Annotated in this window: 12 protein-coding genes; 5 read left to right on the top strand and 7 right to left on the bottom strand. The window is 71.0% G+C overall.

Going from position 1 to position 12,417, the window contains the following annotated elements:
* Positions 1–95: 95 nt before the first annotated feature.
* From EV671_RS27960 to EV671_RS12010, 5 genes are all read right to left on the bottom strand, one after another.
* Positions 96–326 carry a DUF5071 domain-containing protein gene (locus EV671_RS27960; protein ID WP_424511158.1) on the bottom strand — a complete coding sequence of 77 codons (231 nt, stop codon included), beginning with the start codon at positions 324–326 and terminating at the stop codon, positions 96–98.
* Positions 327–436: 110 nt separating this feature from the next.
* Complete coding sequence (locus tag EV671_RS12025; RefSeq protein WP_132571557.1) at positions 437–784, bottom strand: hypothetical protein; 348 nt, start codon at positions 782–784, stop codon at positions 437–439.
* A 169-nt stretch (positions 785–953) separates the two neighbouring features.
* Positions 954–1,385 (bottom strand): type II toxin-antitoxin system VapC family toxin, encoded by a 432-nt coding sequence (locus EV671_RS12020; protein WP_132571556.1) that lies wholly within the window; start codon positions 1,383–1,385, stop codon positions 954–956.
* Positions 1,372–1,608 (bottom strand): FitA-like ribbon-helix-helix domain-containing protein, encoded by a 237-nt coding sequence (locus EV671_RS12015; RefSeq protein ID WP_132571564.1) that lies wholly within the window; start codon positions 1,606–1,608, stop codon positions 1,372–1,374. The genes EV671_RS12020 and EV671_RS12015 overlap by 14 nt, the downstream gene beginning before the upstream one ends.
* Positions 1,609–1,713: 105 nt before the next feature.
* Positions 1,714–2,679, bottom strand: a complete 966-nt coding sequence (locus EV671_RS12010; protein WP_132571555.1) for an AraC family transcriptional regulator — start codon at positions 2,677–2,679, stop codon at positions 1,714–1,716.
* Positions 2,680–2,837: 158 nt separating this feature from the next.
* On the opposite strand from EV671_RS12010, the gene EV671_RS12005 reads away from it, so the two are divergent.
* The 4 genes from EV671_RS12005 to gshA all read left to right on the top strand — a co-directional run bounded on the left by EV671_RS12005 (position 2,838) and on the right by gshA (position 8,042).
* Entirely contained in the window at positions 2,838–3,788 is a 951-nt protein-coding gene (locus tag EV671_RS12005) for an MBL fold metallo-hydrolase (protein ID WP_132571554.1), read from the top strand.
* An 8-nt stretch (positions 3,789–3,796) separates the two neighbouring features.
* Positions 3,797–5,983 (top strand): xanthine dehydrogenase family protein molybdopterin-binding subunit, encoded by a 2,187-nt coding sequence (locus EV671_RS12000; RefSeq protein WP_165917542.1) that lies wholly within the window; start codon positions 3,797–3,799, stop codon positions 5,981–5,983.
* On the top strand, positions 5,983–6,447 hold the full coding sequence (locus EV671_RS11995) for a (2Fe-2S)-binding protein (RefSeq protein WP_277592369.1): 465 nt from the start codon (positions 5,983–5,985) through the stop codon (positions 6,445–6,447). The genes EV671_RS12000 and EV671_RS11995 overlap by 1 nt, the downstream gene beginning before the upstream one ends.
* Before the next feature lie 101 nt (positions 6,448–6,548).
* A complete protein-coding gene (gene gshA, locus EV671_RS11990; RefSeq protein WP_132571551.1) occupies positions 6,549–8,042 on the top strand; it encodes a glutamate--cysteine ligase in 1,494 nt (497 codons plus the stop codon).
* Here gshA and EV671_RS11985 read toward each other — a convergent pair.
* A complete protein-coding gene (locus EV671_RS11985; protein WP_243655693.1) occupies positions 8,039–10,198 on the bottom strand; it encodes a putative bifunctional diguanylate cyclase/phosphodiesterase in 2,160 nt (719 codons plus the stop codon). The genes gshA and EV671_RS11985 overlap by 4 nt on opposite strands.
* Before the next feature lie 211 nt (positions 10,199–10,409).
* On the opposite strand from EV671_RS11985, the gene EV671_RS11980 reads away from it, so the two are divergent.
* Entirely contained in the window at positions 10,410–11,153 is a 744-nt protein-coding gene (locus EV671_RS11980) for a YecA/YgfB family protein (RefSeq protein WP_132571550.1), read from the top strand.
* Here EV671_RS11980 and EV671_RS11975 read toward each other — a convergent pair.
* Positions 11,077–12,366 (bottom strand): Hsp70 family protein, encoded by a 1,290-nt coding sequence (locus tag EV671_RS11975; protein WP_132571549.1) that lies wholly within the window; start codon positions 12,364–12,366, stop codon positions 11,077–11,079. The two genes, EV671_RS11980 and EV671_RS11975, sit on opposite strands and share 77 nt — an antisense overlap.
* Between the last annotated feature and the right edge of the window lie 51 nt (positions 12,367–12,417).

Here is a 12,417-nt window from a genome sequence, read left to right as displayed (position 1 = left end):
AAACTCGGCATGGGCGGGGCAATACGACGTCAGTTCGAGCAAGTAAAACGTCGACACGAAGCCGCGTCGAAATCGTCTACTTGTTCAGCACAGCCTTAAACCGACTGCGCCACGACATCTTGAAGGAGGAAGTACTTCCAGACGTCGTCATCGCCGTGGAGGATTCGCCGAGCATGAGGCGCAAGCCCCGCACCAATCGTCGCCAGGAACGGAGCGAATACCAGAGCAACTGGCCAGTTGCCGTCCTGCGTCCACTCAAGGATCTGCGGAAGCACTGGCTCGACTGCAGGATGCCCGTGTGCAATTAGAGCTTCAGCAGCGGACATGTCGCATTTGCTTTGAGGGAGGCGGTGAATCAGCTCGGAACTCATGGACCCAGGATACCCAGAAGTGGCCGGTCACGGCCGTCGGCTCATGGCCGGGAAGAGCCCCCAAGTCATTCGAATAGCAGTTCGGTCCCGCAGTGCGGGCATTTCTCTACCTCAGGCATTCCTGTGATCGCCTCAATTGGGAACAATTGCTTCCGTCCGGCGGACCAATCAGGTTTCAGTTGAGAGCGCTTCTGCACAATCGCCACGCTCTTGCCACATGTCGGGCATTTCAGCCTGAATGCCAAAACAATGGTGAGAAACCAGAGCGCGACCCACACCAGCAGGCCTCCAATCGCATAGGGTCTTCCGACCCCCAGCGGGATGAAGAAGAGCCAAAAGATGAATGCCCAAGATGCGGTCGCGGCCAGCAACGCCTGTGCGCGGGCAGTGCGAGGATTGGGGAACTTTGTCATGCGTTGACTATGAGCGAGTTGGTTGCAACTGAGCAGGTCGTTGCCGCTCTCATTCGGGCATCAAGCGCGGTGTTGGCTTGCTCCAAAGCTGTCCTTCGCGACAGACTGCTTCTGGCTGATCAGCAACATACACAGTGAACTCGCGTTGCGCTCGCTCATCCGAAGTCATTCAACCCGCTGCCTGATCGCGAAATGGGTTCAGCAGCTTGAGCCCGCTGGCGCGAAAGTGCCGCACATTCCGCGTGACCACGGTCAGATCGTGCACAAGAGCCGTGGCGGCGATCACCTTGTCGAGTTCGTGCTCCGGACGCGGCACGCGCAAACGGCCCCACACCTGGGCCGCCTCGACATCGAAGTCGAGGACCTGATCCTTGTATTCGCGAAGGACGGTTCTCATCCAGCGCTCCAGGAGAACCGCTTGGGGCTCATCGCCGCGGTGTCGGATGAGCTCGATGCCTCGGCGCAACTCGCCGATGGTGACGACCGACAGATACAAGGCTGCGCCTTCAGCCGCCGCTGTGCGGAAGAAGGCCACAACGCCCGCGTCAGCGCGTGCGCCTTTACGCGCCTCGCTGATCACGTTCGTGTCAACCAAATACATCCGGAGCCTTTGCGACGCCTTCGACGCGCTCGAAATCGCTGTCTTCACCGACGTCTGGCATGGCCGCAAGAACCGCTGCAAAAGTCCTCTTCCGAGGACGTCGTAGCGCCGCTGCCAAGATCTCGCGATGTTCCGCCTCGGCGCTGCGGCCGTGCGTCACCGCGCGCTCCTTGAGCGCCTTGACAAGCGCCTCGTCGATCCCGCGCACCAGCAAGTTCGCCATCTGCACCCCTTCGCATTCGAATGCAATCAATGATAGCAATTTGCGATGCGCGTCCGGTGACGGCGGCACCTGTTCGAATGCATCAGCCCGCCGGCCCGCAAGGGCTCAAGCTGCTTCCGCCTGCAACTCCCTGAACTGCCCCGGCGCCAGCCCGTGCCAACGCTTGAAGGCCTTGTTGAACGCTGCCTCGGACTCATAGCCCGTCGCCGCTGCGATCTCGGCCAGCGAGGCGCGGCGTTCGCTGACCAGCCGTGCCGCGGCCTGCATGCGCAGCCGCATCAGATAGGTCTGGGCCGGCTCGCCCACCACCTTGGCAAAGCGTGCCGAGAAGGCCGAGCGCGACAGATGCGCCAGCGCGGCCAGCGCCTCCACGGTCCACGGCTGCTCGGGCCGTTCGTGCACGGCCGCGAGCACCGGGCCGATCTGCGGATGCGACAGCGCGGCCAGCCAGCCCTGGCGCGGCGCGTGTTCGCGCATCCAGGCGCGCAGCACCTGGATGAAGAGCAGGTCGGTCAGCCGCGAGATGACGATCTCCGAGCCCGGCCGCAGTGAGCGCGCCTCCTCGCTCAGCAGGCCGGCGACGGCGCCCAGCCAGTCGGCGCGGTCGGGGCGCAGCCGCATGACGGGCGGCAGCAGCCGGGTCAGCGGGTGGTCGGCCGCGTGCTGCAGCGTGAAGGCGCCGCAGACGATGACGCTGTCCGGCTCGGCTGCGTTGTCGTGGTGCAGCTGCTGCATGCGGCCGGCGTCGTCCTCGGCGGCGAAGACGATGGGCGCCACGGGGCGCTTGCCGGGAAGATCGGCCAGGCGGTGTCCGCCGGGGCTGCGGATGACGAGCACCTCGCCCGGGCGCAGCGGCTCGGGCTCGGGCCGGCCCTCGATGCTCAGCCAGGCCTCGCCCCGCTCGACGAGGTGGAAGTGCAGCAGCTCCGAGCCGCGCACCTCGATGACCCAAGGCCCGGCGAGCTGGGTGCGGCAGTAGACGCGCGAGCGCAGGCCCAGCGTGCCCAGCACTTCGCTGAGCACGTCGAAGCCGGCCAGCTCGGCATGGACCTTGGGGGCTGTCTTCGCCATCGCATCTCTCGCTTGAAAACGGCCGCGATGCTGGCGTCAAGGGGGCCGTTTGGCAAGCCAGAACAATCCGACAACAGATCGCGACGCGCGGACATTGCCGCTGCAAGGGCCGCCTCGCAACATGCCGGCCATCGCAAACGCAGAGGGGATGGTCGCCGATGCCGGCATGGAAGTTGTGGTTCGCGCTGTTGGCCTGCCTGGGGCCGGGCCCCGCGTCGGCGGACGTGGTGGCCGATGCCGCACAGATCACCACGAAGGGCTATGCGCTGCGCGACCTCGGCGGCGGCGCCTGGTGGATCTGCGACGGCGCCTACAACACCCTCTTCGTCGTGAGCGAGACCGGCGTCATCGCCATCGACCCGCTGCCGACGCTGGGCGCCAACTACCTGAAGGCGATTGCCGAGGTCACACCGCTGCCGGTGACCCACATCGTCTACAGCCACGCCCACCTGGACCACATCGGTGCGGCGGGGTTGTTCCCGCGCACGGCCCGTATCGTCGCGCAGCAGCAGGTGGGCGAGGCGCTGGACCGCGCGGCCGACCCGCGCCGCCCGCCGCCGACGCAGCGCTTCGAGCGCCATCTGAGCCTGGACGTCGGCGGGCAGCGCCTGGAGCTGGACTACCGCGGCATCAACCATGCGGCGGGCAATCTCTTCATCCACCTGCCGCGCCAGCGCGTGCTGATGCTGGTGGACGTGGTCTACCCCGGCTATGCGCCCTATCCCGGCCTGGGCATCGCGGCCGATGTGCAGGGCTATCTGGAGGCCCACGAGCAGGCCCTGGCCTATGACTTCGACACGCTGGTGGCCGGCCACGTGGACCGCCTCGGCACGCGCGAGGACGTGCTGGCCTCGCAGCGCTTTGCGCGCGAGCTGCTGGCCACGGCGCGGCGGAACGCGGCGGCACAACCCTTCCCGGCCTTCCTGAAGACCCGCCCACCCGGCTCGACCTGGCTGCTGCACGACGACTACGAGGCCACCCAGGTGCAGGCCTGCGTCGACGCGCTGCTGCCGCGCTGGCGCGAGCGCCTCGTCGGCCTGGAGCGGTCGATCTCCAGCCATTGCTGCGCGGCCGTCGTCGCGCTCGCCGTCGCTCCACCCAAGGAATGAACCCGCCCATGACTGCCCCCCTGCTTCGCCCCGACCCCACGCGCCGCCGCCTGCTGCAGGCCTCGGCCGCGGGCCTGTTCGGCGGCTTCCTCGTCGGCGCCCAGGCCGCGCGCCTGGTGGGTGCCGCGTCGCTCGCGCCCGCTGCCGGCACGGTCGAGCTGACCGCCTGGGTGCGCATCACGCCCGGCAGCCGCGCCGTGACGCTGGTGGTGTCCCAGGCCGAGATCGGCCAGGGCATCAGCACGACGTTGCCGGCCGTGCTGGCCGACGAGCTGGGCGCGGACTGGGCCGCGGTGCAGCTCGTCACGGCGCCGCGGCGGGCGGAGTTCAAGAATCCCAAGTACCAGTGGCAGTTCACCGGCAACAGCGAGAGCATCCAGGGCTTCTACGACCTGGTGCGCCGCATGGGCGCGGCGGCGCGCGAAATGTTGGTGCAGGCCGCCGCCGCGCGCTGGGGCGTGCCGGCGGGCGACTGCGACACCGAAAACTCCGAGGTCGTTCATGTCACGAGCGGCCGGCGCCTGCATTTCGCCGACGTGGCCGAAGCCGCCGCCGTGCTGCCCGTGCCCGCGCAACCGCGGCTGCGCGAGGCCGCGCGCCAGCGCCTCGTCGGCCGTGCGCTGGCACGCGTGGACGTGCCGGCCAAGGTGGACGGCTCGGCCGTCTTCGGCATCGACTTCGCGCTGCCCGGCATGCTGGTGGCGGCCATCAAGACCCTGCCGCTGATAGCCGGCGAGCTGCAGCGCGTGGACATGCGCCGGGCGGCACGCGAGCCCGGCGTCAAGGCCGTGCTGCCGCTGCCCGACTGCGTGGCCGTCGTCGCGACGCGCTACTGGCAGGCGCGCCGCGCGCTGGAGAAGCTCACGGTGACGGCCAGGGCCACGCCCGCCTCGGCGAGCGTGGACTCGGCCGGCATCGAGGCCGGCTACCGGCGCGCGTTGGCCGAGGGGCCGTTCGCGACACCGGTCCACGAGGGCGGGGCGGTGGAGGGCGAGGTCTTCGAGGCCGACTACTTCAACGGCTTTGCCGCGCACGCGACGATGGAACCGATGAACTGCGTCGCCCACGTCACGGCGCAGCGCTGCGTGATCTGGGCGCCCACGCAAGGCCAGGACCTGGCCGCCGCGGCGCTGCAGGCCGTGCTGGGCCTGCCGGCCGAGCGCGTCGAGGTCAACCGCACGCCCTACCTGGGCGGCGGCTTCGGCCGGCGCCTGCTGCCCGACTTCGTCGTGCAGGCTGCGCTGATCTCCAAGGCCGTCGGTGCGCCGGTGCAGCTGATCTGGAGCCGCGAGGAGGACATGCGCCGCGACGCCTTCCGCCCCGCATCGGCGCTGCGCCTGTCGGCCACGCTGGCGGCCGACGGCCTACCCCGCAGCCTGCACGCGCGCCTGGTGTCGCCCACCATCCTGGCCCCGGTCTTCCCGCCCATCCAGAAGGTGCTGGGCGAGCAGCACGTCGACCCGAGCGCGCTCGAGGGCCTGGAGCAGCCGCCCTACCGCTTCGAGGCGCGGCGGCTGGACTTCCACCTCGCGAAGCTGGCCGTGCCGACCTCGGTGATGCGCACGACGGGCTACGGGCCGAATCTGTTCGGGCTGGAGAGCTTCATCGACGAACTCGCGCTGAAGGCCGGCAGCGACGGCCTCGCGCTGCGCCGGCGGCTGCTGGCGCACCGGCCCGACTGCCTGGCCGTGCTGGCCCGCGCGGCCGAGCTGTCGGGCTGGGGCCGGCCGCTGCCGGCCGGGCATGGTCGAGGACTGGCGTTTGCCGAGGCCTTCGGCTCGCTGCTGGCCAGCGTCGTCGAGGTGCAGGTCAAGGGCGATTCGGTGCGGCTGCTGCGCATCGTCAGCGTGGCCGACTGCGGCCGCGTGCTGGACCCCGGCATCGCGCGCGCCAACCTGGAGGGCGGCGCCGTCTTCGGCCTGGCCTATGCGAAGGCCGAGGTCACGTTCGAGCAGGGCCGGCTGCAGCAGGACAACTTCGGCGGCTACATGCCGCCCTTCCTGGCCGAGACGCCGCCCATCGTCGTGGACTTCGTCGAGAGCGGCCGGCCGCTGGGCGGCATCGCCGAGATCGGGCCGGTGACCGTGCCGCCCGCGCTGGCCAATGCCATCCACGCCGCCGGCGGCCCGCGCCCGCGCGCGCTGCCCATCGGCCGCAGCGGCCTGCATTTCGAACAACAGGAGTACGCGTCGTGATCAAGCTGAAGGTCAATGGCCAGCCGCACCAGCTTGCCGTGCCGGCCGACGTGCCGCTGCTGTGGGTGCTGCGCGAGGAGCTGCGGCTCACCGGCACCAAGTTCGGCTGCGGCATCGCGGCCTGCGGCGCTTGCACGGTGCACCTGGACGGCGAGGCCGTACGCAGCTGCAGCTACCCGGTCGGCGCCGCGGCAGGGCACAGCGTCACGACGATCGAAGCCCTGGCGGCCACGCCCCAGGCCGCGCTGCAGCAGGCCTGGATCGCCGAGCAGGTGCCGCAGTGCGGCTACTGCCAGAGCGGCATGCTGATGAGCGCCGCGGCCCTGCTGCGTGCCCACCCGCGGCCGACCGACGCGCAGATCGACACCGCGATGACCAATATCTGCCGCTGCGGCACCTATGGGCGGGTGAGGGCGGCCATCCACCGCGCGGCGGCGCAGATGGCCGCTGGCCCGCCGGGCTGAGTCTCCTGCTTTCCTGCGCTATCCCATGGCGCCATTTCCGCTGTCGTACAGGCTCAAGCTGCTTCTGCTACCGTGTCGCGCCCTGCATCGAACCGGACGCCATGGACGACAAAGAGACATTGCTCGGCATCCGCCGTGGCATCGAGAAGGAAAGCCTGCGTGCCCTGCCCGGCGGCGGCCTCGCGCTGACGCCGCACCCGGTCGCGCTCGGCTCGGCGCTGACCCACCCCCACATCACGACGGACTACAGCGAGTCCCAGCTCGAACTGATCACCGGCGTGCATGCGGGCGTGGACGACGCGCTGCGCGAGCTGACCGAGATCCACCAGGCCGTCTACCACGCCCTCGGCGACGAGCGCCTGTGGGTGGGCTCCATGCCCTGCGGCCTGCCGATCGACGAGACCATCCCCATCGGCCGCTACGGCAGCAGCAACGTCGGCCGCGCCAAGAGCATCTACCGCATGGGCCTGGGCCAGCGCTATGGCCGGCGCATGCAGACCATCTCGGGCATCCACTACAACTGGTCGCTGCCCGGCGTCGGCACGGACGGCTATTTCGGCGCGATCCGCAACTTCCGCCGCGAGGGCTGGCTGCTGCTCTATCTCTTCGGCGCCAGCCCGGCGCTGTGCGACAGCTTCGTCGCCGGCCGCGAGCACGGCCTGCAGCGCCTGTCCGGCCGCACCCTCTACCTGCCGCACGCGACCTCGCTGCGCATGGGGCGGCTGGGCTACCAGAGCGACGCGCAGTCCAGCATCGCCGTCAGCTACAACTGCCTGCAGAGCTATGCCGACTCACTGCAGGACGCGCTGAGCCGGCCCTATCCCGCCTACGAGGCCATCGGCGTGCGCACGCCCGGCGGCGACTACAACCAGCTCTCCACCAGCCTGCTGCAGATCGAGAACGAGTTCTACAGCACCATCCGCGCCAAGCGCGTGATCCGCCCCGGCGAGCGGCCGTTGCACGCACTGCGCGAGCGGGGTGTCGAATACATCGAGGTGAGGCTGATGGACCTCGACCCCTTCGAGCCGGTCGGCATCGGCGCCGACACGATGCGCGTGCTCGACGCCTTCCTGCTGCATTGCCTGAAGGGCGCCAGCCCCGAAGACACGCCCGAGGAGATCGCGGCCAATGCGCGCAACCAGCACCGCGTCGCCGCGCGTGGCCGCGAGCCGGGCCTGATGCTGGAGCACTGGCAGGGCGGCGAGCGCAGCCTCGCCGACTGGGCCGCCGAGATCCTGGCCGCCTGCGCCGCCCATGCCGACGCGCTGGATGCGGCCCATGGCGGCCGTGCCTACCGCGCGGCGCTGGAGCGCATCGGCGAGCGGCTGCGCCGCCCCGAGCTCTGCCCTTCGGCGCGCATGCTGGCGGTGATGGCCCAGGACTTCGACGACAGCTATGTCGGCTTCATCCGCCGCCAGAGCGATGCGACGCGCACGGCCCTGCTGGCCTTGCCCTATCCGGACGCGCTGCAGCAACGCTTCGCGGCCGAGGCGGCCGAATCGCTGGCCGCCCAGGCCCGCATCGAGGCGGCCGACACGCTGCCCTTCGAGGAGTTCCGGCGCTTCTATGTCGCGCCGGCGCGGATGGAAATCTAGACCCCCGCCCCGGCGTCCAGTCCGCCGTACAGCGACGCGCTGAAGCGCAGCCTTTCGGCCGGCGTGTCCTTGGCCCAGCGTGCCAGCTCCTCGGCCGGCATCGGGCGGCCGAACAGATAGCCTTGCAGCTTGTCGCAGCGCATGCCGCGCAACACGGCTGCCTGGCCGGTCGTCTCGACGCCTTCGGCAACGACCTCCAGGCTCAGCGCGTGGGCCAGCTCGACGACGGCCTTGACGATGGCGCGGGCGTCGGCGCTGGTCTCCAGGTCCTGCACGAAGCTGCGGTCGATCTTCAGCTGCGACACCGGCAGCCGGCGCAGGTAGGCCAGGCTGGAGTAGCCGGTGCCGAAGTCGTCGATGGACAGGGCCAGGCCGAGCGCTCCCAGGTGCTGCAGCACGGCCTCGGTCGCGGCGGCGTCCGCCATCGCGACGGATTCGGTGATCTCGCAGGTCAGCTGGCGCGCGTCGATGCGGTACCGGGCCAGCGCCTCCTCGAAGCGCTGCAGCAGCGCCTCGGGCTGGCGCAGCTGCTGCACGGACAGGTTGATCGCGACGCGCATCGTCAGCCCGTCGCTGCGCCAGGCCGCGAGCTGGCGGCAGGCCTCGGCGATGACCCATTCGCCCAGCGCGACGATGAGGCCGAAGCGCTCGGCCACCGGGATCACGGCGGCCGGGCCGACCGGGCCGCGCAGCGGGTGCTGCCAGCGCAGCAGGGCCTCGACGCCGGCGATCTCGTTGGAGCTGCCGTCGACCTTGGGCTGGTAGTGCAGCTGCAGCCGGCCGGCGCCGGCCTCGCCGTCCAGCGCTGCGCGCAGCTCGCGTGCGAGGTCGAGCTGGTCGCGCACGTCGGCCTGCATATGGGCCTCGAAGAAGGCGAAGCCGTTGCCGCCGGCGCGCTTGACCGATTGCGCGGCGGAGTCGGCCTGCGTGATCAGGCTCGCATCCAGCGTACCGCCGTCGTGCAGCGCGATGCCGATGGAGGCCGACAGCCGCAGCGGCTGGCGGCCCGCGCCCGGCACGCCGGCCATGGGTTCGGCCAGCGCGTCCAGCAGGCGCTGCGCGACCTGGGCCAGCGCAGCCTCGCCGACCTCGGTCTCCAGCAGCAGCACGAACTCGTCGGCGCCCAGCCGGGCCAGCGTGTCGTGGCTACGCGCCAGCGACTGCAGCCGCTGTGCGGCCTCGCGCAGCACGGCGTCGCCCGCGGCATGGCCGAAGCTGTCGTTGATGGGCTTGAAGCCGTCCAGGTTGACGGCCAGCAGCGCGAGGCGCTGGCCCTCGCGGCGGCCGCGTGCGGCGGCATGCTGCAGCCGGTCTTCCAGCAACTGGCGGTTGGCCAGGCCGGTCAGCGCGTCGCGCAGGGCCTGCTGCGCCAGCTCGGTGGTGGCCGCCTGCAGCGATTGCTGCAGCCGGCTGGCGCGGCGCTGGTTGCGCGCGTCCATCGCCGAGGTGGCGAGCGTGAGCAGCAACAGCGCGAAGGTGGCGCCGGCGACCAGGGCGACGAGGTTGTCGCCGCCCAGGCCGTCGACACTGCGGCAGACCGAGCCCGCTTCGATGCCGGCCGCGGCCATGCCGGTGTAGTGCATGCCGGCGACGGCCGCGCCCATCACCAGGGCCGCGGCCACCTGCCCCCAGCGCGCCTGGCTGCGCGTCAGCCGGCGCAGCCAGAAGAAGATGCAGAGCGCCGCCGCCGCCGCGCCGGTGGCGACCGCGGCCGAGGCGGCGACCAGGCCCCAGTCCCAGCGGATGCTGGGCGTCAGTTCGAGGGCGGCCATGCCGGTGTAGTGCATCGCGCAGATGCCGGCGCCCATGCTGACGGCGCCGCTGGCCAGCCGCGCCGTCGTCAGCGTGTCGGCGGCGGCCGTGCGCAGCGCGATGGCCGACACGAGGACGGCCGCGAGCCTGCTGATGCCGGTGACGACGGCGTCGTAGCCGACCGGGAAGGGCAGCTGCAGCGCCAGCATGCCGACGAAGTGCATGGCCCAGATGCCGGTGCCCATGGACAGCGAGCCGGCGATCCACCAGCCGCGTGCGACCTGGGCGTCCGGCGAACGCACGCGCTGCGCGAGATCCAGCGCGACGTAGGACGCGAAGGCGGCGGTCAGGTAGGAGAGCACGACGACCATGGGGTCGAAGCGCAGCACGAACTGGGCGGGCATGGCCGGAGTATGCGAGCGCGGCGAACCGTGGCCCCGTCCCGGCCACGGCGGGATGGCGGATTTGCCGCGCGGGCGCAAAAAAAGACCCGGTCAGCAGGCTGCCGGGTCATGAAGCCCTCGGGAGAGGGCGTCGTTGGGATGGGCAGACTTTAGGCCGCGCCATCGCGCCGCGGGGGGCAATATTCACGGCGACCCTGCCGATAATCGCGCCATGCCCAGCCCCCAGCACCGCGCCCCCGAAGCCCTGTCCGAAGCCGATCTGGAGCGCCTGCAGGCCCTGCTGGACGCGCTGCCGGCGCCGCTGGAGCCGCTGGACGTGAGCATGCTGGACGGCTACCTCTGCGGCGTGCTGCTGCAGCCCGAGCCGGTGCCGCTGGCCGCCTGGCTGCCGCCCATCCTCGACAGCGAGGGCCGGCCGACGCCGGCGCGCGTCGACGACGAACTGCTGGCCCTGCTGCGCCGCCGCCACAAGGAGTTGAACGTCGCCATCGCCGGCCGCCAGTGGTTCGACCCCTGGATCTTCGAGCTCGACGACGATGCCGAACCGAGCGAGACCCTGCTGCCCTGGGTGGCCGGCTTCGCGCATGCGCTGGACGCCCACCCGGCGCTGCTGCGCCTGCCCGAGGAGGCGCTGCTGGAGCCGTTGGCGGCCCTCTATCTGCACCTGGACCCGGACGACCTCGAGGACGCCGACGCGCTGCTGGAGGAGATCGAGTCGCTGGAGCCGCCGGCCGACCTGGAGGAGGCCGTGGAAGGCCTGGTCAGCGCGGTGCTGATGCTGGCCGACGTGTCGCGGCCGGTCAGGGCGCCGCCGGGCCGCTCCCAAGGGGACCGCGCCCCCGCAGGGGGCAGGCCGGGCGAGCCCGGCCGTGGGGGCGTCAATGCGCTGCCGCAAACAGCCGCTGGGCGTGCAGGCCCAGGCCGGTCGCGACCGAAGCAAAGCGGTCGCCGGTGACGCGCGCGGCGGCGGGGAAGCCCGCGGCCATGCCGTCCACCAGCAGGCGCAGGCCCGTGGAGCCGCCGGTGAAGTAGAGGGCGTCGATCTGCTGAGGGCGAAGGCCGGCCTGCGCCACCGTCTCGTGGGCCGTCGCGATGATGCGGTCGAGGTCGGCACGCAGCGCGTCCACGGCGGTCTTCTCGCTCAGCGCCAGCACCAGGCCGGGCTCGACATGGCTCAGGTCCACCGTCGTGTCGGCGCCGCCGGAGACGGCGATCTTGGCGCCCTCGGCGCGCGCGGCCAGCTCGTGGCCCAGGCGTTCCTCCAGTACCGTCATCAGCCGTGCGTGCTGGCGCACGTCGCCGAACCAGCTCTTCATGCCGCGCCATTCGGCCACACGCAGCGGCGCATAGCAGGTGTTGATGAGGTGCCAGGTGGCGAGGTCGAAGTAGATGCCGCTGGGCAGCTCGCGGCCGCTCGGACCGGTGGCGCGGTAGCCGAATTCCTGCAGCAGGCCGGCCAGCTCGATGTGGCGGTCGAAGTCGGTGCCGGCGATGTGCACGCCGTGGCTGGCCAAGATGTCGTCGCGGCGTGCCAGGCGCCGCGCGCGCTCGGGGCCGACGCGCACGATGGAGAAGTCGCTGGTGCCGCCGCCGATGTCGGCCACCAGCACGATCTGCTCGCCCCGGCCTTCGCGGATGGCCTGCTGCTCGAAGTCGAAGGCCGCGGCGATGGGCTCGTACTGGAACTGCACGTCGATGAAGCCCACCGCGCGGGCGCAGGCCTCGAGCTGGGCCTGGGCGGCCGCGTCGCGCTCGGGCTCGCCGTCGACGAAGAACACCGGCCGGCCCAGCACGGCACGCGAGGGCTCGCCGGCCAGGCGACGCAGCCGCTTCAGGTAACCGGAGACGATGTCCGAATACTTGGCGCCGCGCCCGCCGCCGACGTCGGTGGTCTGGTCGATGAGGCTGGAGCCGAGGATGCTCTTCATCGAGCGCATCAGCCGGCCGTCGTGGCCCTCGACATAGGCGGCCACGGCGGCGCGGCCGAAGGCGCGCGGCGGGCCGTCGGCATCGTGGCGGCCCTCGGTGAAATAGAAGACGGCCGTGGGCATCGTGCGCTGGCCGGGCTCGAGCTCGACTAGGCGCATCGTGCCCGCGCCATCGGGCACGGCGACCGCCGAATTCGACGTGCCGAAATCGATGGCGCAGAAACTGGGCGAAGTGCTCATGACAACTTGCCGGCCCTGGGGCCAGCCCTGAGAAAGGGCCGGGATTCTAGG

The organism is Roseateles saccharophilus, assembly GCF_004342485.1.
GTDB classification, from domain to species: domain Bacteria; phylum Pseudomonadota; class Gammaproteobacteria; order Burkholderiales; family Burkholderiaceae_C; genus Pelomonas; species Pelomonas saccharophila.
The sequence above is the reverse complement of the archived record's forward strand: the minus strand, read 5'-3'. Positions and strand labels throughout refer to the sequence as shown.